The 22,797-nt window shown below is 49.7% G+C and carries 24 protein-coding genes, 1 tRNA gene and 1 rRNA gene; all 26 read left to right on the top strand.

All coding sequences use genetic code 11. The annotated features are described in order from the left end of the window. Positions 1–2: 2 nt before the first annotated feature. The gene (locus tag BM124_RS14895; RefSeq protein ID WP_093338698.1) at positions 3–260 is read left to right on the top strand and encodes an RNA-binding S4 domain-containing protein; all 258 of its coding nucleotides are present in this window, start codon (positions 3–5) and stop codon (positions 258–260) included. Between the two features lie 116 nt (positions 261–376). Then, positions 377–634, top strand: a complete 258-nt coding sequence (gene yabP / locus BM124_RS14890; protein WP_425288595.1) for a sporulation protein YabP — start codon at positions 377–379, stop codon at positions 632–634. Next, the gene (yabQ, locus tag BM124_RS14885; RefSeq protein ID WP_093338695.1) at positions 631–1,206 is read left to right on the top strand and encodes a spore cortex biosynthesis protein YabQ; all 576 of its coding nucleotides are present in this window, start codon (positions 631–633) and stop codon (positions 1,204–1,206) included. Before yabP ends, yabQ begins: the two co-directional genes overlap by 4 nt. A gap of 27 nt (positions 1,207–1,233) precedes the next feature. Next, a complete protein-coding gene (locus BM124_RS14880) occupies positions 1,234–1,632 on the top strand; it encodes an FtsB family cell division protein (protein ID WP_244504357.1) in 399 nt (132 codons plus the stop codon). Positions 1,633–1,716: 84 nt separating this feature from the next. Next, positions 1,717–2,133, top strand: coding sequence for a S1 domain-containing RNA-binding protein (locus BM124_RS14875; RefSeq protein WP_093338694.1), 417 nt, complete (start codon positions 1,717–1,719; stop codon positions 2,131–2,133). A gap of 163 nt (positions 2,134–2,296) precedes the next feature. Then, a tRNA-Met gene (locus BM124_RS14870) sits at positions 2,297–2,373 on the top strand. A gap of 335 nt (positions 2,374–2,708) precedes the next feature. Continuing rightward, positions 2,709–5,207: a stage II sporulation protein E gene (gene spoIIE / locus BM124_RS14865; RefSeq protein ID WP_093338692.1), complete on the top strand. Its 2,499-nt coding sequence runs from the start codon at positions 2,709–2,711 to the stop codon at positions 5,205–5,207. Positions 5,208–5,223: 16 nt separating this feature from the next. Further along, a complete protein-coding gene (locus tag BM124_RS14860; RefSeq protein WP_280139750.1) occupies positions 5,224–6,024 on the top strand; it encodes a vWA domain-containing protein in 801 nt (266 codons plus the stop codon). After that, positions 5,984–6,991, top strand: coding sequence for a serine/threonine protein kinase (locus BM124_RS14855; protein WP_093338689.1), 1,008 nt, complete (start codon positions 5,984–5,986; stop codon positions 6,989–6,991). Before BM124_RS14860 ends, BM124_RS14855 begins: the two co-directional genes overlap by 41 nt. A gap of 28 nt (positions 6,992–7,019) precedes the next feature. Then, positions 7,020–7,778, top strand: a complete 759-nt coding sequence (locus BM124_RS14850) for a threonine/serine exporter family protein (RefSeq protein ID WP_093338688.1) — start codon at positions 7,020–7,022, stop codon at positions 7,776–7,778. A gap of 29 nt (positions 7,779–7,807) precedes the next feature. Beyond that, positions 7,808–8,251, top strand: a complete 444-nt coding sequence (locus tag BM124_RS14845; RefSeq protein WP_093338687.1) for a threonine/serine exporter family protein — start codon at positions 7,808–7,810, stop codon at positions 8,249–8,251. Then, on the top strand, positions 8,235–9,671 hold the full coding sequence (tilS, locus tag BM124_RS14840) for a tRNA lysidine(34) synthetase TilS (RefSeq protein ID WP_093338685.1): 1,437 nt from the start codon (positions 8,235–8,237) through the stop codon (positions 9,669–9,671). The genes BM124_RS14845 and tilS overlap by 17 nt, the downstream gene beginning before the upstream one ends. A 96-nt stretch (positions 9,672–9,767) precedes the next feature. Beyond that, positions 9,768–10,310 (top strand): hypoxanthine phosphoribosyltransferase, encoded by a 543-nt coding sequence (gene hpt / locus BM124_RS14835; protein ID WP_093338683.1) that lies wholly within the window; start codon positions 9,768–9,770, stop codon positions 10,308–10,310. Positions 10,311–10,377: 67 nt separating this feature from the next. Beyond that, complete coding sequence (ftsH, locus tag BM124_RS14830; RefSeq protein WP_093338681.1) at positions 10,378–12,456, top strand: ATP-dependent zinc metalloprotease FtsH; 2,079 nt, start codon at positions 10,378–10,380, stop codon at positions 12,454–12,456. Between the two features lie 276 nt (positions 12,457–12,732). Continuing rightward, on the top strand, positions 12,733–13,629 hold the full coding sequence (hslO, locus tag BM124_RS14825; RefSeq protein WP_093338680.1) for an Hsp33 family molecular chaperone HslO: 897 nt from the start codon (positions 12,733–12,735) through the stop codon (positions 13,627–13,629). 95 nt (positions 13,630–13,724) lie between these two features. Further along, on the top strand, positions 13,725–14,654 hold the full coding sequence (gene cysK / locus BM124_RS14820) for a cysteine synthase A (RefSeq protein ID WP_093338678.1): 930 nt from the start codon (positions 13,725–13,727) through the stop codon (positions 14,652–14,654). A 68-nt stretch (positions 14,655–14,722) separates the two neighbouring features. Further along, entirely contained in the window at positions 14,723–16,213 is a 1,491-nt protein-coding gene (locus tag BM124_RS14815) for an anthranilate synthase component I family protein (RefSeq protein ID WP_093338677.1), read from the top strand. After that, a complete protein-coding gene (gene pabA / locus BM124_RS14810; RefSeq protein WP_093338675.1) occupies positions 16,197–16,781 on the top strand; it encodes an aminodeoxychorismate/anthranilate synthase component II in 585 nt (194 codons plus the stop codon). Before BM124_RS14815 ends, pabA begins: the two co-directional genes overlap by 17 nt. Positions 16,782–16,785: 4 nt before the next feature. Then, positions 16,786–17,706 carry an aminodeoxychorismate lyase gene (pabC, locus tag BM124_RS14805; protein ID WP_093338674.1) on the top strand — a complete coding sequence of 307 codons (921 nt, stop codon included), beginning with the start codon at positions 16,786–16,788 and terminating at the stop codon, positions 17,704–17,706. Next, positions 17,681–18,502, top strand: a complete 822-nt coding sequence (gene folP, locus BM124_RS14800; protein WP_093338672.1) for a dihydropteroate synthase — start codon at positions 17,681–17,683, stop codon at positions 18,500–18,502. The genes pabC and folP overlap by 26 nt, the downstream gene beginning before the upstream one ends. Further along, positions 18,495–18,857 (top strand): dihydroneopterin aldolase, encoded by a 363-nt coding sequence (gene folB / locus BM124_RS14795; RefSeq protein ID WP_093338671.1) that lies wholly within the window; start codon positions 18,495–18,497, stop codon positions 18,855–18,857. The genes folP and folB overlap by 8 nt, the downstream gene beginning before the upstream one ends. Next, on the top strand, positions 18,854–19,387 hold the full coding sequence (folK, locus tag BM124_RS14790) for a 2-amino-4-hydroxy-6-hydroxymethyldihydropteridine diphosphokinase (RefSeq protein WP_093338670.1): 534 nt from the start codon (positions 18,854–18,856) through the stop codon (positions 19,385–19,387). The genes folB and folK overlap by 4 nt, the downstream gene beginning before the upstream one ends. Next, entirely contained in the window at positions 19,339–19,542 is a 204-nt protein-coding gene (locus BM124_RS14785) for a helix-turn-helix domain-containing protein (protein WP_093338669.1), read from the top strand. The genes folK and BM124_RS14785 overlap by 49 nt, the downstream gene beginning before the upstream one ends. Before the next feature lie 20 nt (positions 19,543–19,562). Next, positions 19,563–20,552, top strand: a complete 990-nt coding sequence (gene dusB / locus BM124_RS14780) for a tRNA dihydrouridine synthase DusB (RefSeq protein ID WP_093338667.1) — start codon at positions 19,563–19,565, stop codon at positions 20,550–20,552. 232 nt (positions 20,553–20,784) lie between these two features. Continuing rightward, positions 20,785–22,281: a lysine--tRNA ligase gene (gene lysS / locus BM124_RS14775; protein ID WP_093338666.1), complete on the top strand. Its 1,497-nt coding sequence runs from the start codon at positions 20,785–20,787 to the stop codon at positions 22,279–22,281. A gap of 332 nt (positions 22,282–22,613) precedes the next feature. After that, positions 22,614–22,797 (top strand): 16S ribosomal RNA (locus BM124_RS14770); the annotation flags it as partial.

Raw genomic sequence — 22,797 nt, 5'->3', positions numbered from 1 at the left:
TCATGAGAATCGATAAGTTTTTAAAAGTGTCCCGGCTGGTGAAAAGACGGACCCTTGCCAAAGAAGTAGCATCGCAGGGTAGAATATCGGTGAATGGCAATAAGGCGAAAGCAGGAACGGAAGTCGCAGCCGGTGACGAAATTACTATTCAGTTCGGCACGAAAGTGATCACGGTGCGCGTGGATGACATCCAGGACTCGACGAAAAAGGAAGCCGCCGAATCGATGTACACGCTGCTGAAAGAAGAACCGCTTTCGTAAAAAAAATTCAGGACTAACTTCCACTCAAAGGACATATAGATGAAATACAAGCTATATCCGTGAAGGGAGCATCTGTTATGTCCTTTTCTGAAGAACCAGTATTCAGGCAGCCCCAAATGCCGCATGAAGTAGTCATGAAAAGCCGGGAAAGCCTGGAAATAACCGGTGTAAAAGAAGTCGAAAGCTTTGATAACGAAGAATTTTTACTGGAAACGTCGATGGGCTTTTTGTCTATCAGGGGAAATCAGCTTCATATCAAGAACCTGGATGTTCATGAAGGCGTTATTTCCATCGAGGGAAAAGTGGACGATCTCGTCTATGTAGATGCAGCCGGGGAGAAGTCCAAAGGGTTCCTGGGGAAGTTATTTAAGTGACGCTGGCGGTGCAGTTTCAGACGATGGCGGCAATGCTTGTCATGGGAATGGGCGCAGGCGTCTGTCTTGATGTATATGAACGTCTGTTTGTCCGTATCATACGCAGTTCCTGGATTAGAGCCGGCGGTGATATGATGTTTTGGTTTCTGCAGGCTCTGCTTGTATTTTATGTCCTTTTTCAAATGAACAGCGGCGAGCTTCGTTTCTATATTTTTCCTGGTCTTGCAGTGGGATTTTTCGTATACCGGTACTTGGGACGAGCGTCCTTTCTCCGGATCCTTGAGTTTTTCTGCCGGATGGGATATGGAATGTACCGTATCTTTCGTGCTGTGGTAACGGTGCTCGTGCTGCATCCGCTGAAGTTCATATTGCAACTGGCCGCTGCCTCCGTTATGATGGGATTAACGATAATTAAAAATTTTCTGTTCCTTTGTCTCCGTATTCTTCTCCTGCCGCTGAAGGGATTGGTCCACGTGGGCCGCCCTGCTGCAAAACGTGTACTGCCCGCTCCTGTCCTTGCTTTTTTGAAAAAAACGACCGACATCATGATGAACCGCAGAAAAGATGAATGACAAATACTGTGACCGGAGGGATAGAGCTTGGTTTCAAAAGAGAAAAAAGTAACCGAAATGAACCGTTCCTACGTCCGGCAGGAAGAACAGAAACAAAAAAGGCAGCAGGCACAGACCGGCAGACATAGACGCGGTCTCGTCCGCCGGCTGACAGCTCTAGGGGTTGTCGGAGCGGCAATGGCTGTTGTGTTTGCTGTCCTGCTGACATCACAGCTGACGACGCTCGAGGCAAAAAAGACGGAACGGGCGCAGCTGGAGCAGAAAATGGAGAACCTGAAGGCGGAAGAAGCAGAGCTGGAACAGAAAGTGAAAAACTATAACGATCTGGACTACATAGCCGAAATTGCCAGAAGGGATTACTATTTAACCAAGCCGGGGGAAACTTTGTATAAAGTTCCGGAAAAAACGGCGGAAAGCGCGGATTGACACTATTTTCAGCGGGCGGGTATAATAATGGTGATTTTAACAACGTTAAGATCAAGCGCGAAAATAAGGAGGAGCATTTTTTACATGTCAATTGAACAGGGCAGCAAGGTACAGGGGAAGGTCACGGGAATCACCAATTTTGGAGCATTTGTTGAGCTGCCGGGAGGAAAAACAGGACTTGTCCATATCAGTGAAGTAGCGGACAAGTATGTCGAGAATATTAATGATTATGTCAGCGTCGGCGATGAAGTGACGGTAAAAGTGATGAAGGTGGAAGACGATGGTAAAATCAGTCTTTCCATTCGTAAAGCGGTGGACCGTCCGAAAGAAGACCGCCCCAAAGGCGGGAAAGGCGGAAAAGGCGGAGGCGGCAATAAAGGCCAGCGTTCGTTATCTTTCGAAGAAAAGATGAACCAGTTCATGAAAGACAGTGAAGAACGCCTCTCTTCCCTGCGAAAACAGACAGACTCTAAACGCGGCGGTGGTGGTTCCAGGAAATAAACCTGCTGCCTGAGAAATGATAAATAAGGAAAGAACCCTTTTGTAATCAGGGGTTTGGATTCTCCTGTCAGCTGCCGGTGCACACTTCCGGCAGTTTTTTTCATATAGAAGGTTGACGCCGTCCCCTCATCCATTATATAATCATCTCTGTTGTCTGCCACGAGGCGGCGTAGCTCAGCTGGCTAGAGCGTACGGTTCATACCCGTGAGGTCGGGGGTTCGATCCCCTCCGCCGCTACCATACATAAGACCACAGCCTGTTTTCCGCAGCATAAAGCGCGGGAGGCAGGCTTTTTTTCATAATGAAACAGTTGCTCAAGCTGTTCTCTTCTTCTCCCCCTCCATCCGGAATTCTTCTCATAGTCCTTCACTATTCTTGTTTGTTTGCTGTAAGAAATTGTTTTAATTTGACCTCATTCTGTTTTTCAACTCTTAGGAAGCGGCGTCACACCCTGTTTTGCACGCAGCAGGAAATCGTCGAAGGATTTTTTGGACGGGGCTGCTTATTTTGACAAACATTGAACATCACTGCTCGTATAATGAGTCCCATCATTCAAAAAGCAGGTGGTGCATGAAATGTCCGGAAAAGAGTTAGTACGTCGTGCTGAAGAAGTGCAGCCGCTGCTGGAAGCGGCCGGAAGGAAAATGCAGACCGTTCGGAACCGCTGGAAAAAAAGGATGGCAGCCGGTATGGAACGATTGTTTATCCAGTGGGGAGCCCTCGTCTTTATCACAGGTGTACTGCTGGGAAGGGCTGTTCTGCTCGCTGAGTTATTTCCGTTTGCTGTCCCGTTTTTTGCTGTCGTGTATGCGTGGCGCCGGGAGAAAGCGATGGTCGGAGCTGCCGGGTTAATGGTCGGAATACTGAGCGGACCTGTATTGCATGCGGCGTTTGCGATTGCGGCTGTTCCGCTTTTTATCGCACTGTATGAGTGGATCACGCGATTTGGATGGAAAACAGCGTGGACGCTGCCTATGACTGTATTTGCCGCCACGGCAGGAGCACGAACCATCGTGGTCTGGCTGGCTGAGGGACATGTTACTTCCTATGCTGTTGTCATGGCCGGGGTGGAAGCTTCGCTCAGCTTTATGCTGACGATGATATTTTTGCAGAGCCTTCCTTTACTTATTACGAAGAAACGAAGGCAGCCGTTGAAACACGAGGAGATTATCTGCTTTATCATTCTTCTCGCTTCGGTAATGACCGGGGCCATCGGCTGGGTCATTTACGGGATGGCGGCGGAACATATGCTGGCCCGCTATCTGGTCATGCTGTTTGCTTTTACCGGAGGAGCGGCCATTGGGGCCTCCGTTGGCGTGATTGCCGGACTGGTCTTGAGCCTCGCCTCCATTGCCAATCTCTATCAAATGAGTCTGCTCGCATTCGCAGGACTTCTCGGTGGTCTCCTGAAAGAAGGAGGAAAAATTGGTGTCAGTATCGGCATGCTGCTTGGAACAGCTTTGATTGCCTTGTACGGGGACGGTTTGAGCGGTGTTTCGCTTACCCTGGCTGAATCAGCCGCTGCTGTCGGCATATTTCTGCTCACGCCCCGTATCGTGACAGCGTTTATTGAGAAGTATATTCCGGGCACACCTGAATATGCCCGCGAGCAGCAGAAACATACCAGGAAAATAAGGGATGTCACGGCTATGAAGGTCGAACAATTTTCTCATTTATTTCAGACATTATCGACGAGTTTTGAATCGGGAGCGGATACAGACAACCAGGAGCGGACAAAGAGCCGGGAGAAAGACGATATGTTGAGCCGCGTAACGGAAAAAACATGCCAGCACTGTTTTCTGAAAGAAAGGTGCTGGGTCAGGCAGTTCCAAGAGACGTACGACGGAATGACAACCTTGTCACAAGAACTGGAGGAAAACGGCCGTGTTTCGCCTCGTATGGAAAATTATTGGAAAAACTACTGCCATTATGACAAACGGATGATAGAAGTTATGTCTGAAGAACTGCAGCGGGAGGAAACAAAAAGGGTGCTTGCCCGGCAGATGAATGAAAGCCGCAGACTGGTGGCTGATCAGCTGCAGGGCGTATCGCATGTGATGAACAATTTCGCGAGGGAGATCCAGAAGGAAAAAGAAGCCCATCATCTTCAGGAAGAGGAGATTTATGAAGCCTTGCAGGAAGCCGGACTGGATATTGGTCATGTCGATATATACAGGCTCGATGAAGGAAATGTGGAAGTGGAAATGAGTGTCTCAAAGCCTTCCGGAAAAGAAAAAGCGGAAAAAATCATCGCTCCAATGCTGTCGGATATTTTACATGAACACATCGTGGTGGACCGGGAAGAGCCGTATGAAGAAATCACTGATTATATGAACGTTACGTTTATCTCTGCCCGCACATTTATCGTCGAAACGGGGGCGGCCGTCGTCGCTAAAGAGGGGAGATGGGTATCCGGTGACAGCCATGCGGCGATGGACATCGGTACGAAGAAATACGTCATGGCAATCAGCGATGGGATGGGGAGTGGCAGTAAAGCCAGCCGGGAAAGCAGATCTGCCCTTGAGATGCTGGAAACCATTCTTGCGTCCGGGATGGATGAAAAGACGGCGGTCCGATCCATTAATTCGGTGTTAAGCCTGCGGTCGCAGGAAGAAATGTTTTCAACGCTTGATCTCTTTTTAATGGATCTGCAGACAGCCCGGGCCCGGTTTATTAAAATCGGTTCACTGCCCGGTTTTATTAAACGAGGGGATAAAGTAAAACAAATCGAAGCAGAAAATCTGCCGATTGGGATGGTGGAGCACGCCGAACTCGATGTCGTCACGGAACAGATGAAAGAAGGAGACATGGTGATTATGATGAGTGACGGCATCTTTGACGCAGCCGTTGAAATCGAGAACAAGGAAATATGGATGAAGCGGCTGATTGCACAAAAGGAAACAGACGATCCCCAGGATATGGCGGATTATCTGCTCGAACAGGTGATCAAAGCCTCGCGCGGAAACATCCGGGATGATATGACTGTCATGGCAGCATCCATCCAGCGCAATATCCCGGAATGGGCGGCGATTCCGGCCGGCCGGACAGTTCCCCTTAAGAAGAAAAAAGCATGAAGGAGGTGGAGGGTATATATTTTTCCCCCCGCGTCAAAGATGTAAATACTACCAGAAACGGAGGGGAAAAGAAATGAATCACGGAAAAATAAAGCAGATTTTACTTTTAACCGACGGCTGTTCCAACCAGGGAGAAGACCCTGCCGCTGTAGCAGCTTTTGCCAGGGAAAAGGGCATTACCGTCAACGTGATAGGGGTGCTCGATCATGGATCGGCGCGTGATCACGGGATGCAGGAAGTGGAAAATATCGCGGCTTCCGGAGGAGGAGTGAGCCAAATTGTCAATGTGGATCAACTCGCACGGACCGTTCAGATGGTTACCAAACAGTCGATGACACACACCCTGCACGGCGTTGTTCAAAGTGAACTCAGCCAAATACTGGGCAGCGGTCAGGAAGTGGATGACCTCCCGCCGGATAAAAGGGGAGAAGTGGTTGATGTCGTCGATGAACTCGGAGAGACCGTCGATCTCGACGTGCTGATACTCGTTGATACGAGTGCCAGTATGAAACCGAAACTCCCCATGGTGCAGGACGCCTTGACCGATTTGTCGATCAGCCTCCATTCGAGAACGGGAGAAAACCATTTTGCCTTGTTTGTATTTCCAGGGAAACGAAAAGATACAGAAAAGATGCTGGACTGGACCCCTGAAATGAATTCACTGACAGGTGTTTTTCAGCGGATGACAACGGGAGGCATCACCCCGACCGGCCCTGCGCTGCAGGCTGCGCTCCAGCACTTTGACAAGCGCTTATCAAAAAGGAGTCTGAAACGTTATGGAGAAGATGAATTCCCAATCGAAGAATCAGGCTTTTGATCTCGCGCCGGGAACAGCTTGGACCGGCAAATGGAACCAGAATCCGTACAAAATTATAAAAAGGCTGGGAAAAGGGGCCAATGGCGTTGTTTATCTGGCCGATACCCGTACCGGACAGAAAGCGGTAAAAATCGGGGAGGACAAGATGTCTTTGACGTCGGAGGTGAATGTACTGCGGGCTTTTTCGAAGGTGCAGGGCAATGTTCTAGGTCCCTCCCTTCTGGATGTGGACGATGTGATCTGGAAGGGGGAGGTGTACCCCTTTTTTTGTATGGAGTATCTGGAAGGAGAAACGCTGCTGGATTTCGCGCGGAAACGGGGGAGTGAATGGATTCCTGTTTTCATGGTACAGCTGCTCGGGGATTTGGACCGGCTTCATCAGGAAGGATGGATATTCGGGGACCTGAAGCCGGACAATTTAATTATAACCGGTCCTCCGTCCAGAGTCCGGTGGTTTGATGTTGGCGGAACAACAAGACAGGGACGAGCAGTCAAAGAATACACCGAGTTTTACGACCGGGGGTACTGGGGTCTTGGCGACCGCAGGGCGGAACCATCCTACGATTTATTCGCCGCAGCCATGATACTTATCGAAACGGCGTATCCGCGCCGGTTTGACAAACCCGGAGGCGCCGCCCCGGAAAAAACACTATCCCTGCTGCGCCGCTACATTCAGCATTCCCAGCCCCTGGCGCCTTTCCAGCATGTGCTGCTGCGGGCGCTTAAAGGCGAGTACCCCAACGCCCAGCTCATGAAAAAAGATCTGATCCAAACCATTGAAAAAAAGACGAGCAGAAAGCCCCCTGCGAGTCCGAAACAGAAAGGAAAGCCACATAAAAAAACACGCCCCCGGCAAAGGGCTGCCGGTTCTTCCAAAGAGAAGGCATCGTATCGTCCGGAAATAATTCTTACAACCTCTTTTCTCTTTCTGTCATCTGTTCTATACTTTATGGGACAATGGATGTAAAAGGAAAAAGAGAGGGAGAGGACCCTTCATGGGAATACCGGAAAAGACGATGTCGCTCTGTCTGACAAGCGGTAAACTACTGCTGCGTTACGGAGCCGAAACATACCGCGTCGAAGAAACGATGTACCGGATGGCAAAGGCTGCCGGGATGCACAATATTAACACGTTCGTGACGCTGACGGGAATTTTCCTCTCGTTTCGCACAGAAGAGGAACAGGATCTCATGCAGATGATACGGGTCCGGGAGAGGTATCAGGACTTAAGTAAAGTGACGGCGGTGAATCAGGTATCCCGGGAATTTACGCACAGCATTCTCTCCATTGAAGAAGCGGTGGATAAGCTTGCGGATATTAAGAAAGCCTCCATGAATTATCCGGTCTGGCTTATTAATCTGGCTTCCGGAATCGGCGGTGCTGCGTTCTCCTATTTAATCGGTGACAGTTTTATTGATATTTTCCCGGCTTTTATCGGCGGATTGATTACGACGCTTACCCTTGTTCTTTATCAAAAGTTCCTGAACGTGAAGTTTTTTGCCGAGTTTCTCGCGGCTGTTTCCGGAGTTCTTGCAGCAGTTGGTCTGGAAACGGGCGGTCTGGTGCAGAACATGGATCAGGTGGTCATCGGCACCCTGATTCCACTTGTTCCGGGCGTTCCGCTGACAAACTCGGTGCGCGACTTAATGTCCGGGGATTTGATGGCAGGTGTCGCACGCGGAGCTGAAGCAGCGGTGACTTCGCTGTCCATTGCAGCCGGTACCGTTGTTTCTTTGTCTGTTCTCTACTTTTAATGGCTGATTTCAGGGGAGCGTGAGGATGAATGTGGCTTGAACTGATATTTTGTTTTATGTCGACGGTGGCCTTCGGTATTATTTTCAACATCCCGCTCCGTCTCGTCTGGTGGGGCGGGGTAATCGGGATGTTGACCTGGTTTATTTACGGTACGCTTCCGGATCTTGGTTTCAGCCAGGTCAATGCTGCTGCGGTTGCTGCCTTTACGGCCGCCTTCACGGCCCACCGGCTGGCGAAATATAAAAAAGTTCCGGTAACAACGTTTATGATCCCGGGTATTATTCCGCTCGTTCCGGGCGGGCGTGCGTATGAAAGCATGCTCGCCTTTGTGGAAGAGAACTACGTGAATGGTCTCGGTCTGAGTGTGGAGACGCTGCTTCAGGCAGGTGCGATCGCAGGGGGGATTGGATTTGCCCTGTCTCTCTTTACAGTGAGGAAAGGAGCAGGACAACGTTATGAAACAGACCGTTGAACATTGGATCAGACAGCGGTATCTGCTGCCGCCCGGTTCGAAGGTTCTGGCTGCCGTTTCCGGAGGTCCTGACTCGATGGCGCTTCTGCACCTTCTCAAAACAATGGAACAGACCTGGAACCTAACTGTCATGGCGGCTCATGTCCATCACGGGCTCAGAGAAGACACAGCAGACAGGGACGAACAGTTCGTGAAACAGTGGTGTGAACAACAGAACATTCCTTTTTTCCATACCCGCGTTTCGGTGGAAAAGAAAATGGCCGAAGAAGGCGGGGGTGTGCAGGAACAGGCGCGCATTCTCCGTTATGAGTATCTGGCCGGGTTGATGGAGGAAGAATCAGTATCTGTACTGGCTGCCGGCCACCATGCCGATGATCAGATCGAAACGATGCTTATGAAGCAGACGTCGGGCAGAGCGCTGCTCGGAGAAACCGCCATTAAGGCAGCACGCCCGTTTGCCGGCGGAACGTTGATACGCCCTCTGCTAGGTGTAACGAAAGAGGAGATTTACACATACTGCCGGGAGCACGTTGTCCCTTTTCAGGAAGATGAGAGCAATCAATCGGATAAGTACCAAAGAAACCGGATCAGACGGCACGTTCTTCCCGCGCTGAAAGAAGAAGAGCCGTTTGTCCACCGTCATTTTCAACGCTTCGCGGACTGGATGGAAGAAGAACGAAGCTACATGGAAAGCCTGGCGGAAGAAGAATGGAGTCGGCGCATTATTTCGAAGAATGAACATTCCGTGACGATTTCCATAAAAGGGATGGAAGCGCTGCCACTTCCTTTACAACGAAGAGGTATTCCTCTAATATTAAAGTATCTTTACACATACAGCGTCCCGGAATTGTCGGTCGTACATATCGAGCAGTTTCTGGCCCTGGTGCAGGGAGAACACCCATCCGCGGTTCTTGATTGGCCCGGAAGTCTGGTTGTGCGCCGAAGCTATAACCAGGTCACATTGGAGGATCTTTCTTTACAGGAGGAAAACAGGGAAGGACCGGGTCCCGTCCGTCTGCCGGTTCCTGGTAACGTTTCCTATGGAGATTACGTGATGGAAGCGGCTTTCAGCAGGCCGGACGGAGCTGAATGTAATGAGGATTTCCTCATCCTGGACGAGGAGGAAACGACCTTTCCTCTTTATATTCGTCCGCGCCGGGATGGAGATCGTATCATACCAATCGGAATGACCGGCAGCAAAAAAGTGAACCGTATCCTTATAGACGAAAAGGTCCCCCTGCGCCAACGGCCGTTTCAGCCGGTTGTCACGGATGCGGAGGGCATCGTTTTATGGCTCCCCTTCGTTAAAAAGTCAGCGCACCATCTGCGGCGTGGTCATCCCCCGCAAAAGCGCCCGGTTTTCCTTACATGCCGGCGGGTTCCCCGGCAGGAACAGGGGGATTCCATGTGTTTGGGATGAAATCGCTGCGGTATTCATGATATGATGAAATGCGCACATTTTTTGTGAAGAAAAGGTAGAGCGTATACAGCATTCGGGAGGGTAAAATAAAAACAAATGCATAATGATATTCAGCAGGTACTAATTGATGAAGAACAGCTGCAGAATAAGATCCGTGAAATCGGGCGTGATTTAACGGAAGAATACAGCGGACGTTTCCCGCTTGTCATCGGAGTGCTGAAAGGAGCACTTCCTTTTATGTCGGATGTCGCCAAGCGGTTTGATGATCATCTTGAAATGGATGTAATGGACGTTTCGAGTTACGGCGGCGGTACGGTTTCCACCGGTGAAGTGAAAATCATTAAGGACCTGGATACATCGGTGAAAGGCCGGGATGTCATCATTCTCGAAGATATTATCGACAGCGGTGTGACACTTAGCTATCTCATCAGCATGATTCAACATAGAGGTGCCGCTTCCCTTAAGATTGTCACCCTTCTGGATAAGCCGGAGGGAAGGCAGGTGGAGTTGGTACCGGATACTGCTGGATTCACCGTTCCCGATGAGTTCGTTGTCGGATACGGGCTGGATTATGCAGAAAAGTACCGCAACCTCCCTTATATTGGAATTTTGAAGCCGGACGTTTACAAGGGGTCATGATTGTGAGAAAGAAAACAAATATGGTACTATTACCTAAGTTGTCAATGCCCGCGGGAGGAGGTCAGGAATGAACCGAATTTTTCGAAACACTGTTTTTTACCTGTTATTGTTCCTGGTCATTATAGGAATCATCAGTTTTCTCAGTAATGACCAGACCGATACGACAGAGCTTACAACACAGGAATTCGTTACAGAGCTGCAGAATAACCAAATAGCGAATGTTACATTACAGCCGGAAGGGGAGGTATACCTGGTCGAAGGTCAGCTGGCCGGTCAATCTGAAGGCGAGAGCTTCCAGACATACCTTCCTATTTCCGAAGAGAATACACAGATGCTGATGACGGCGGAAGGCCCTCAAGGCAATTCGCTTAATCTGGAGACACAACCCGCGGAAGAGCCGAGTGCCTGGGTTACTTTCTTCACTTCCATCATTCCATTTGTGATTATCTTTATCCTTTTCTTCTTCCTGCTCAGCCAGGCGCAGGGCGGCGGAAGCAAGATGATGAACTTCGGCAAGAGCAAAGCCAAGCTTTATCAGGAGGAAAAGAAAAAAGAACGCTTCAAGGACGTTGCCGGCGCCGAAGAGGAGAAACAGGAACTCGTCGAGGTCGTCGATTTCCTGAAAGATCCGCGTAAATTCGCAAGTATCGGCGCCCGTATTCCAAAAGGTGTACTTCTGGTAGGACCGCCTGGAACTGGTAAGACACTGATTGCCCGCGCCGTAGCCGGTGAAGCAGGCGTACCGTTTTTCTCCATCAGCGGTTCGGACTTTGTGGAAATGTTCGTTGGTGTCGGGGCATCCCGTGTCCGCGACCTGTTTGAAAACGCAAAGAAAAACGCACCATGTATCATTTTCATCGACGAAATTGATGCTGTTGGCCGTCAGCGCGGTGCTGGTGTAGGCGGCGGTCATGATGAACGTGAGCAGACGCTGAACCAGCTGCTTGTTGAAATGGATGGGTTCAGTGCCAATGAAGGAATCATTATCATTGCCGCTACCAACCGTTCCGACGTTCTTGACCCTGCACTGCTTCGTCCGGGCCGTTTTGACCGCCAGATTATGGTCGGCCGTCCTGACGTAAAAGGCCGGGAAGAAGTACTCGGCGTCCATGCCCGCAACAAGCCGCTTGCCGATGATGTGAATCTGAAAGCCATCGCACAGCGTACGCCTGGGTTCACAGGGGCGGATCTTGAGAACCTGTTGAACGAAGCCGCGCTTGTGGCAGCCAGATCCGATGTGGAAAAAATCCGCATGAATCACATCGAAGAAGCGATTGACCGCGTCATCGCCGGTCCTGCCAAGAAGAGCCGGGTTATTTCCGAAAAAGAAAAGAATATTGTCGCGCACCACGAAGCGGGTCACACGGTTGTCGGCGTCAAACTCGAAAACGCCGATATGGTCCACAAGGTAACCATCGTACCGCGCGGACAGGCAGGCGGTTACGCCGTCATGCTCCCGAAAGAAGACCGCTTCTTTATGACAAGACCGGAACTGGTTGATAAAATCACAGGACTTCTCGGCGGCCGCGTCGCAGAAGAAGTGATGTTCAATGAAGTCAGTACGGGTGCGCATAACGACTTTCAGCGCACGACCGAAATTGCCCGCAAGATGGTGACCGAATACGGCATGAGTGAAAAGCTTGGTCCGGTTCAGTTCGGATCAAGCGGAGGCCAGGTATTCCTGGGTCGGGACATTCAGAATGAACCGAACTACAGTGATGCCATCGCCCACGAAATTGACAAAGAAGTACAGAGCATTGTCAACGAATGTTATGAACGATGCAAGCAGATTCTTACAGAAAACAAAGATAAACTCGAAGCAGTTGCTGCATCGCTCCTCGAACTTGAAACGCTCGATGCAGAACAGATTGAGTCTCTGGTGGAGCATGGAAAACTTCCGGAAGACCATCACTCCAATAAAAATGACGAGGAAGTCGGGGCTAAAAATAATTCTGATTCCGACGACAGCGATGTGAAAGTAAACATTCAGTCTAAGCAGGATTCGGAAACAGGCGAGGCTGATTCCGCCGATGAAGGGCAGACAGAAAGCTCTTCAAATGACAGCAGAAAGGTGGAAGAGAAAACAGACTCGGAAAACCTGGGAACTAACAGCCCGCCTTCTTCCGATGAAGATGACCGCAGATAAGCAGTAGTCATAAAAAGGGATGCCTTAACGGGGCATCCCTTTTTAAAAAGAATCTTTTTTCCACGGCCGTACCGAACGTCATTACCGGAAGATAAACCTGTGTATCAGATCATATTGTTGGAAAACATATGATGCATGCGGTATAATCCGGGAGGTTTTACGGGTAAAAAACCATATGAACGGCACGCTCCTTCCAGGTAAAAAAGCAGCCCGGCAGTTAACCTTATCTATAAATAGTAAAACAAAACGAAGAACAGAAAGAGGAGGTTTTCCACTATGGAAGACTATTTGGTGAAATCAACAGCCTATAACGGAAAAATCAGGGCTTACGCGGTGCAGACAACGAATATGGTGAATGAAGCTGCACGGCGCCACCAGGCGTGGCCGACCGCATCCGCCGCGCTTGGCAGAGCAATGAGTGCGGGGTCCATGATGGGGGCTATGCTTAAAGGCGGCGACAAACTGACCGTGAAACTGGAAGGAAACGGACCGATGGGGCCGATCATCGTGGACAGCGATTCGAGTGGTGATACGCGGGGATATGCTCATAACATGCAGGTGCATTTTGACCTGAACGATAAAGGTAAGCTGGATGTCGCCCAGGCCGTTGGAACAGAAGGCGTTCTTTCTGTTGTGAAAGACCTTGGCATGAAAGAGCATTTCACGGGCAGTGTGCCGATTGTCTCCGGTGAAGTCGGCGAAGATTTCACGTATTACTTTGCCACATCAGAACAAGTCCCTTCTTCCGTAGGACTGGGTGTTCTCGTGAATCCGGATAACTCGATCATGGCAGCCGGCGGTTTTATCATCCAGGTTATGCCGGATGCTGAAGAAGAACTGGCCGCGCGCATTGAACAGCAGATTGGGGCGATGCCTCCGGTTTCCAAACTCATCGAAAAAGGAAAAACACCCGAAGAGATTCTCCACGTCATTCTTGGCGATGAAGTGAAAGTGCTGGAAACAACCCCGGTTTCTTTTTCCTGTCACTGCTCGTCGGAACGGGTGGCGAATGCACTGATGTCTCTTGGTACGGATGAACTTCAGGATATGATTGAAAAAGACGGCGGCGCCGAAACGCAGTGTCATTTCTGTAACGAAGTCTATCAATTTTCCGCAGGTGATCTTGAGGAGCTGAAGGAAGAAGCATGGAATATGGAGAATAACATGCAGTAAGGCGGTTTCATTTGACACGGTCTGAAAACGCTGGTACTATATAGACAATAAAACCAATAAATTTACTGGGTATTATGAGGGGGAACGGATGGAAAATGAAAGTAGCAAACAACATTACCGAACTCATTGGAGAGACACCCTTAGTCAAATTGAACCGTCTGACCGGCGAAAACGATGCAGATGTATTTTTGAAGCTGGAATTTATGAATCCGGGAAGCAGCGTAAAAGACCGTATCGCGCTTGCCATGATTGAAGCGGCAGAACGGGACGGAAACTTGAAAGAAGGCGACACCATTGTAGAGCCGACAAGCGGAAACACTGGTATCGGCCTTGCGATGGTGGCAGCTGCCAAAGGATATAGATCCGTTCTTGTTATGCCGGATACCATGAGCATGGAGCGCCGCAACCTTCTCCGCGCATTCGGAGCGGAGCTCGTTTTAACTCCCGGACCGGAAGGCATGGGCGGCGCCATCAGTAAAGCAAATGAGCTGGCTGAGGAGAAAGGTTATTTTATGCCGCAGCAGTTTGAAAACGAAGCCAACCCGGCCATCCACCGTGAAACGACCGGACGGGAACTTCTGAAGCAGGTGGACGGACAGATTGATTCCTTTGTATCCGGTATCGGCACAGGCGGTACGATTACAGGGGCAGGCGGACTTCTGAAAGAGCATTATCCGGATCTCCGTGTTATCGCACTCGAACCGGCGGATTCCCCTGTTCTGAGCGGCGGAAACAAAGGTCCTCATAAAATCCAGGGTATCGGCGCCGGTTTTGTTCCGGAAATTCTCGATACAGATATTTATGATGAAGTGATGACAGTCACAACCGAACAATCATTTGACTACGCCAGACGCGCTGCCAAAGAAGAAGGAGTGCTCGGCGGAATTTCGTCCGGCTCTGCGATATACGCAGCGCTTGAGGAAGCGAAAAAACTCGGTAAAGGCAAAAAAGTGGTGGCTGTTATTCCAAGTAACGGTGAACGCTATCTCAGTACTCCTCTTTACCAATTCGAAGAAGAAGAGTAAAACAAAACGCATGTTGGGAAAAGCAGGGCCTGGCGGCTCTGCTTTTCCTGTATTGAAGGTGATGATCAATGAATACTGGTTTGACTCCGCTTCCTGATCCAGCTGCGTCTTACACGGTAATGGCGTTTTCGTTTGAGTATCCGGAAGAACAGTTTTACCGCATGTATACGGCCCTTAGTGACGGGAAGCCGTACCATGTTTTTCTCGAAAGCGGACAAAAAGGGCGTTACAGTATAGCAGCACTTGACCCTTTCGCGGTGTTTACCGCAAAAGACGGTATCCTCCGTATACATACGGAACATGAAACACTGTGCCGAAAAGGAGAACCACTCGATGAGATGAAGCAGTGGCTGGCTCCTTTTCAGGTGGAAACCATCCCGGAAGCTCCTGATTTTCAGACTGGAGTCGCCGGTTCCATCAGTTACGACTATATCCGTTATATTGAAGAGATGCCGGCGAAGGCAGCAGATGATCTTCAAACTCCGGACCTGTACTTCCTGGCTTTCCAGCAGGTGTTTATATATGACCATCAGACAAAAGAGTTGTGGATTATCCTGCACCATGAAAAAGGAGAAGAACCTTCTGCATCGGTCACATGGCAGGAGATGAGGCGGTTGTGGGAAACACCCCCTGCTGCGGGTCATGAAGAATGGAATGAGCCCTCTGCTGCGATGTCAGGGAAAGAAGCATCTTTTTCGAGAGAGGCATTCGCGGAGTCGATGGAACAAGTAAAAGAATACATCCGCCGCGGCGATGTATTTCAGGTCAATCTATCGGTGCGTCAGTCGGAGAGTCTGTTAACGCCGCCTCTTCACATTTACAAAAAACTGAGGGAATTGAACCCCTCTCCCTACATGGGTTATTTTCATACGCCGGATCTGCAGCTGGTCGGGGGATCGCCGGAACTTCTCATCAAAAAAAGAGGAACGGAAGCTTCTACGCGCCCGATTGCCGGTACAAGACCGCGCGGACATTCGTTTGAAGCGGATAGAGCTTATGAAAAAGAGTTGATGGATACGGATAAAGAACGAGCCGAGCATGTGATGCTTGTGGACCTGGAGCGCAATGACCTCGGAAAAGTCTGCACCCCCGGAAGTGTGGAAGTGGATGAACTGATGGTCGTGGAGCGGTATTCACACGTGATGCACATTGTTTCCAATGTGAAAGGAAAGCTTGCCGAACAGGTGGATGTTTATGATATGATAAAAGCAGCTTTTCCCGGTGGTACCATCACCGGAGCCCCGAAAATCAGGACGATGGAGATCATTGAGGAGCTGGAACCTGTACGGCGCGGGATGTATACCGGCTCACTCGGATGGATTGGGTTTAATAATGATCTGGAACTTAACATTTCCATCCGCACGATGGTCGTAACAAACGGTAGAGCCTATGTTCAGGCCGGTGCAGGGATTGTGATTGATTCAGATCCTAAAGCGGAATATGAGGAATCTCTGCGGAAAGCACAGGCACTGTGGCAGGCTAAAGAGCAGAGCGAAGCAGAGTGGCATGAAAAAAAGAGTAGAGCAGAGGAGGAGCAGGTATATGATTTTAATGATTGATAATTACGACTCGTTTACGTATAACCTGGTGCAGTATCTGGGAGAAATGGGCGAAGATCTGGTTGTGCGGCGAAATGACAAAATTACACTCGCAGAAATAGAAGAAATGGCGCCTGATTTTCTCATGGTGTCTCCCGGCCCGTGCAGTCCGGATGAAGCCGGCATCAGCATGGAAGCGGTGAAACGGTTTGCTGGACGCATTCCGGTCTTTGGCGTCTGTCTGGGTCATCAATCGATTGCCCAGGTCTTCGGCGGTGCCGTGGTCCGGGCGGACAGGCTGATGCACGGCAAAACGTCTGACATTCATCATGACGGACGGTCTGTCTACAAGGGACTGCCTGATCCCTTCACGGCCACCCGCTATCACTCGTTGATTGTGGAAAGAGAGACGCTGCCGGACTGTTTTGAGATAACATCGGAGACCGGCATGGGCGAAATTATGGGAATACGTCATAAAACGATGGCGGTGGAAGGCGTCCAATTTCACCCCGAATCGATTATGACGGGGGAAGGCAGACAGCTGCTTCGTAATTTTATTGAATCCTATAAAAGCCCCCAGGGAGTTTAATTCGATGTATGTGTATATAAATGGAGAGGTGGAAGAGGCGGGCGCTGCTCGTCTTTCTGTTTTTGAACATGGTTTTATGTACGGACTGGGTTTGTTTGAAACCTTCCGGACGTACAACGGTCATCCATTCCTCTTGGACGATCATTTTCGCAGAATGGAAAATGGGCTGAAGGAGATGAACATTTCCTGGACGTATGACAGGCAGACTGTACTTTCACAGCTTGAAAGGCTGCTGGAAGCCAACGGATGGAACAATGCCTATGTCCGTTACAACGTCTCCGCCGGTCCCGCTGCTCTCGGTATGCAGGCAGAAGTCTACGACAATCCGGTTGTGGTCATATATATGAAACCACTCCCCGCTCCGGAAGAGATGCAGGAGCCATCGAAAACGGGGGAGTTTTTACGTACTACCCGAAATACACCGGAGACACCGGAACGCCTGAAGTCCCATCATTACTTGAACAATGTCGCGGGAAAACGCGAAACAGGTGCCGCCCCCGGAGTGGAAGGACTGTTTCTGACAGAACGGGGGGCTGTTGCCGAAGGTGTCGTCTCCAATATTTTCTGGAGACGCGGTGATACTCTGTACACCCCTTCTGTTGAAACGGGTATTTTACGGGGTGTGACCCGTTCGTTTGTCATGAAGCTGGCAGAAGCAAACGGCTATTATGTAAGGCAGGGCCGCTTTTCGCCCGGTCATGTATACCGTGCGGAAGAAGCGTTTTTGACCAACTCGATTCAGGAAATTGTACCGCTTGAAGCGGTCGGCACCTGCAGGTATAACGAAAAGCAGCAAACAGCAGCCCGTCTGCTGCGAAAGGATTATGCTGCGTACCGCGGCTGCCTTTGGAACGCAGCAGAAATGAAAGAGCCGGAAAGGAAGAAGGAGAGAGGATGTAATGAACAACAAGGATCTTCATTTTAAAGATAAAACCTATGTGATGGGAATATTAAATGTCACACCGGATTCCTTTTCAGATGGAGGATGGTACAACCAAAGCGGCAGTGCGTTGCAGCGTGCTCTGGATATGATAGAGCAGGGAGCGGATATAATCGATGTTGGCGGGGAGTCCACCCGCCCTGGTGCTGTGAAAGTGGAAGAAGAAGAGGAAAAACGCCGTGTTATTCCGGTGATCGAGGAGCTGAGCGCCCATTTGACGGTCCCGGTATCGATTGACACGTATAAAGCCGGGACAGCCCGTGCGGCTCTCGAGGCAGGTGCTGATATCATCAATGATGTGTGGGGTGCCAAAGCCGATCCTGAAATGGCTGATGTGGCAGCCCGTTATGATGCTCCCATTATCTTAATGCACAACCGTGAAAATACGGATTACAGTGACGTGATGGAAGACATGATAAAAGATATCGAGGAAAGCATCGACATCTGCCGGAGGGCCGGGGTGAAAAAAGAACGCATCATTCTGGATCCTGGAATCGGTTTTGCCAAAACGTATGATCAGAACCTGGAAGTTATGCGGAGGCTGGAGGAATTTACGGCGCTCGATTATCCGGTTCTGCTCGGCACATCGCGTAAATCCCTGGTGTCCAAAACCCTGAACCTTCCTGCTTCAGACCGGGTGGAGGGGACCGGCGCCACTGTCAGTCTCGGCATCGAACGGGGCGTTGATATTGTGCGGGTCCATGATGTACTGGAAATGAACCGGACGGTCAAAATGATGGATGCAATGCTTGGAAAAGGAAAGGTGACAACCGTTGGATAAAATTTTTCTGAAAGGCATGGAATTCTACGCATATCACGGAGTATTTCCGGAAGAAAACAAACTGGGGCAGCCTTTCCAGGTGGATCTTGTGCTGGAAGCGGATCTAAGAGATGCAGCTGCCGAGGACAATCTTGAAAAAAGTGTCAACTATGCCGAAGCACACCAAGCTGTGAAAACGGTCGTGGAAGACAAGTGTTATAATCTGGTGGAAACCATTGCAGAAGAGATAGCCGGCGAAGTCTTACATGCCTTTTCCATTGTGAAGACGGCAACGGTCAAAGTGAAAAAGCCGAACCCGCCGATAAACGGCCACTATGAATACGTCGCCATCGAACTGACGAGGTCGGAGGAATGACGAATTTCAGTTATATTGCTCTCGGATCAAACATTGGCGACCGGGAATATTATCTGCGTGAAGGTATCCGCGAGCTCCAGGAGCATCCACGTATTCGCGTAACAGAACTGTCCTCCGTTTATGAAACGGCTCCGGTGGGGGTGACCGATCAGCCATCGTTTCTGAACATGGTTCTTTCTCTCCGCACGGACGTTACACCTCTTGAACTGCTGGAGATCACACAGTCCGTAGAACAAAAGCTCGACCGGGTCCGGGACAAACACTGGGGGCCCCGCACCATAGACCTTGACATTTTACTCTTCAATGATGAAAATATTAAGATGAATGAGTTAAACATCCCACATCCGAGAATGCACGAAAGAGCTTTTGTGCTGACACCCCTGTGTGACATTGCTGCATCTCATTATGTATCGTATTATCGGCAGACGATACAGGAGCTTGCGGCTCCATTATCCGGCCGGGAAAAAGAAGGTGTTCATTTATGGAAGAACTGCTTTGGGCAAGGAGGATACGGGCTTTTCGAAAGCTGAAAGGTTTTACACAGATCAGCCTTGCCGGGAAAATGGGAATCGCTGTTTCCATCCTCGGGCAGGTGGAACGTGGTACCAGAGTCCCGGATGAGGCATTTTTACAAAAGACAGCAGACGCTCTTGGTGTGTCAATGGAAGAACTTCAATCTGAATAAATGCAGGAGGTGCGCAAGCGTTGCTGAAAATCGATAACATTGAGCTGAAAAACCCGGTGGTGCTGGCACCGATGGCGGGAGTCTGCAACCCCGCTTTCCGGCTGATTGCCAAGGAATTCGGTACCGGCCTCGTCTGTGCGGAAATGGTTAGTGACAAGGCTATCGTCAATCAAAACGAAAAATCGATGAAAATGCTGTATGTGGATGAGAGGGAAAAACCGCTCAGCCTTCAGATCTTCGGCGGCGAGAAAGATACGATGGCAGAAGCGGCGCAGGTAGTCGATCAACAGACGAATGCCGACATCATTGATATTAATATGGGATGCCCGGTTCCTAAAATCACCAAATGTGATGCGGGAGCGAAGTGGCTTCTTGACCCTGATAAAATTTATGAAATGGTAAAAGCGGCCGTGGAAGCCGTAGATAAGCCCGTTACGGTAAAAATGAGAATGGGCTGGGACGACGAACATATTTTAGCAGTGGAAAACGCCCGGGCGATCGAGGAAGCCGGAGGCAAAGCTGTATCTCTGCACGGCCGGACCCGTGTGCAGATGTATGAAGGTGTCGCCAACTGGGATATTCTCAAAGAAGTGAAAAACGCTGTAGACGTTCCGATGATCGGTAATGGGGACGTCAAGACACCGCAGGATGCCAAATCCATGCTCGACCAGACCGGTGTGGACGGTGTTATGGTTGGACGCGCAGCGCTTGGTGACCCATGGATGCTGTACCGCACTATTCAGTATCTGGAAACAGGAGAATTCACCGAAGAACCGTCACCGCGGGAGAAAATAGATGTATGCATGGTTCACATGGACCGTCTGATCGCTTTGAAAGGCGAGACAATAGCTGTGAAAGAAATGAGAAAACATGCGGCCTGGTACCTCAAAGGCATGCGCGGCAACAACAAAGTACGGGATAAAATCAATCATCTCGATGACAGAAATGATGTAGCGGATGCTTTATACGCGTTCGTCGAACAACTGGAACAAAAAGCGGCGGCGGTATAAACAGAACCTTCCCTGCTCCGGGAAGAGTTTCTCCTGGAGGAGGGTTAGCTGAACGAATCGGGGTGTTAGGGCCCGTTGTCATCCACTTAATAGAAGTGGAAGGCTTACGGACCCTTACACCGGGACAAACGTGGTCTCAACATAAGGGGCTGCCCCTAGGCATCAGGGTCAGTCCTCTTTATATGAGCAGAGAACAAGGTTTTAAATTTTAAAATATGAGGAGTTGTTGTTGTTGAGTCAGGAACAAGAACAAAATGATCAAACGGCCGTCCGCAGAGAAAAAATGGAATCCTTACAGGAGCAAGGATGGGACCCTTTCGGCAAACGTTTTGACCGGACCCATACGGCAGCTTCCATGGCGGAGCAGTTTGATGAATTCTCTAAAGAAGAACTGGAAGAACAGGACACGTCGGTGTCACTGGCGGGCCGCGTTATGACCAAACGCGGGAAGGGGAAGGCAGGTTTTGCCCATATTCAGGATATCTCCGGCCAGATTCAGATTTATGTACGCATGGACCAGGTCGGGGAAGAAGCGTATGAATTGTTTCAGAGTGCCGACATTGGAGATTTTGTCGGTGTGACTGGGACAGCGTTCAAAACCAAGGTTGGAGAATTATCTGTAAAAGCATCAGAATTTGATCTTTTATCCAAATCTCTGCGGCCCCTTCCAGATAAATTTCATGGACTAAAAGATGTGGAGCAGCGTTACCGTCAGCGCTATCTCGATTTGATTGTGAATCCGGAAGTGCGGGACACGTTTGTGGTCCGGAGTAAAATTCTGCAGTCGATGCGTCGATATCTGGATGATCAGGGGTATCTTGAAGTGGAAACCCCGATGCTTCATTCTATTCCCGGAGGTGCATCCGCCCGTCCATTCATTACGCATCACAATGCACTGGATATGGAACTTTACATCCGTATTGCGATTGAGCTTCACCTAAAACGACTGATTGTCGGCGGAATGGAAAAAGTGTATGAAATCGGCCGTGTTTTCCGTAATGAAGGTGTTTCGACCCGCCATAATCCGGAATTCACGATGATAGAGTTATACGAAGCCTATTCTGACTATACCGATATCATGACACTGACGGAGAATCTGATAGCCCACATTGCGCGCGAAGTGCTGGACACGACAACTATTGTATACGATGGTCATGAAATTGATCTTTCCCCATCCTGGCGCAGAATTCATATGGTGGATGCCATTAAGGAAGAAACAGGAATCGACTTTTGGGAGGATATGAGTGACGAAAAAGCACACGCCCTTGCGGAAGAACACGGGGTGCAGGTGACAGAAACGATGACATTCGGCCATATCGTAAATGAGTTTTTCGAACACTTTGTGGAAGAAAAACTTATTCAGCCTGTTTTTGTGTATGGCCATCCGCTCGCTATTTCACCTCTTGCCAAGAAAAACGAAGAAGATCCGCGTTTCACCGACAGGTTTGAACTGTTTATTATGGGGCGGGAACACGGCAATGCCTTTACAGAGTTAAACGATCCTGTTGACCAGCGCCGTCGTTTTGAAGCCCAGGTCGCAGAGCGCGAAGGTGGCGACGATGAAGCGCACCGAATGGATACCGACTATCTCGAAGCGATGGAATACGGACTGCCCCCAACCGGAGGGCTTGGAATTGGAATTGACCGCCTCGTCATGCTTTTAACCAATTCTGCATCCATCCGTGACGTTTTATTGTTCCCGCTGATGCGCAGCCAGTCCCAGGAGTAATGAAAACAGAGGGTCTGCAGATTGAACTGCGGCTCTCTCTGCTTTTTCTTCATCTTATATTTAAAAATCAATAGAAAAAATTTAATTTATGGGTTGTGTTATGATTTAGCAGGTGATATATTATTATTTGTCGCTGCAAAAGACAGCGAATCACACAAACAGCTGAAAAATATATTGACATCCCATATTCACGGTGTTAGTATAAAAAAGTCGCCATTTGAGGCGAAACTGACATTGTCCTTTGAAAATTGAATGAAAGTCAAGCGTCTGTCAATTCAAATGACCGTTTTTCGGTCATGCAGATAAGAAATGCAGCACAGCATCAAACTTTTTTATTGGAGAGTTTGATCCTGGCTCAGGACGAACGCTGGCGGCGTGCCTAATACATGCAAGTCGAGCGCGGGAAGCAGGTAGATCCCTCCGGGGTGAAACCTGTGGAACGAGCGGCGGACGGGTGAGTAACACGTGGGCAACCTGCCTGAAAGTCCGGGATAACCCCGGGAAACCGGAGCTAAT

Origin of the sequence: Salibacterium halotolerans (genome assembly GCF_900115625.1) — a bacterium.
Lineage (GTDB): Bacteria > Bacillota > Bacilli > Bacillales > Marinococcaceae > Salibacterium > Salibacterium halotolerans.
This window is presented reverse-complemented; position numbering and strand designations above follow the sequence as displayed.

Coding starts and splice junctions, on each gene's coding strand:
- hpt (WP_093338683.1), top strand. CDS start 9,768: ATGCATAATGATATTCAGCAGGTACTAATTGATGAAGAACAGCTGCAG.
- BM124_RS14850 (WP_093338688.1), top strand. CDS start 7,020: ATGGGAATACCGGAAAAGACGATGTCGCTCTGTCTGACAAGCGGTAAA.
- BM124_RS14785 (WP_093338669.1), top strand. CDS start 19,339: ATGGAAGAACTGCTTTGGGCAAGGAGGATACGGGCTTTTCGAAAGCTG.
- BM124_RS14845 (WP_093338687.1), top strand. CDS start 7,808: ATGTGGCTTGAACTGATATTTTGTTTTATGTCGACGGTGGCCTTCGGT.
- pabC (WP_093338674.1), top strand. CDS start 16,786: ATGTATGTGTATATAAATGGAGAGGTGGAAGAGGCGGGCGCTGCTCGT.
- BM124_RS14895 (WP_093338698.1), top strand. CDS start 3: ATGAGAATCGATAAGTTTTTAAAAGTGTCCCGGCTGGTGAAAAGACGG.
- folK (WP_093338670.1), top strand. CDS start 18,854: ATGACGAATTTCAGTTATATTGCTCTCGGATCAAACATTGGCGACCGG.
- ftsH (WP_093338681.1), top strand. CDS start 10,378: ATGAACCGAATTTTTCGAAACACTGTTTTTTACCTGTTATTGTTCCTG.
- pabA (WP_093338675.1), top strand. CDS start 16,197: ATGATTTTAATGATTGATAATTACGACTCGTTTACGTATAACCTGGTG.
- BM124_RS14875 (WP_093338694.1), top strand. CDS start 1,717: ATGTCAATTGAACAGGGCAGCAAGGTACAGGGGAAGGTCACGGGAATC.
- tilS (WP_093338685.1), top strand. CDS start 8,235: ATGAAACAGACCGTTGAACATTGGATCAGACAGCGGTATCTGCTGCCG.
- spoIIE (WP_093338692.1), top strand. CDS start 2,709: ATGTCCGGAAAAGAGTTAGTACGTCGTGCTGAAGAAGTGCAGCCGCTG.
- cysK (WP_093338678.1), top strand. CDS start 13,725: ATGAAAGTAGCAAACAACATTACCGAACTCATTGGAGAGACACCCTTA.
- folP (WP_093338672.1), top strand. CDS start 17,681: ATGAACAACAAGGATCTTCATTTTAAAGATAAAACCTATGTGATGGGA.
- yabP (WP_425288595.1), top strand. CDS start 377: ATGCCGCATGAAGTAGTCATGAAAAGCCGGGAAAGCCTGGAAATAACC.
- hslO (WP_093338680.1), top strand. CDS start 12,733: ATGGAAGACTATTTGGTGAAATCAACAGCCTATAACGGAAAAATCAGG.
- BM124_RS14815 (WP_093338677.1), top strand. CDS start 14,723: ATGAATACTGGTTTGACTCCGCTTCCTGATCCAGCTGCGTCTTACACG.
- BM124_RS14855 (WP_093338689.1), top strand. CDS start 5,984: ATGGAGAAGATGAATTCCCAATCGAAGAATCAGGCTTTTGATCTCGCG.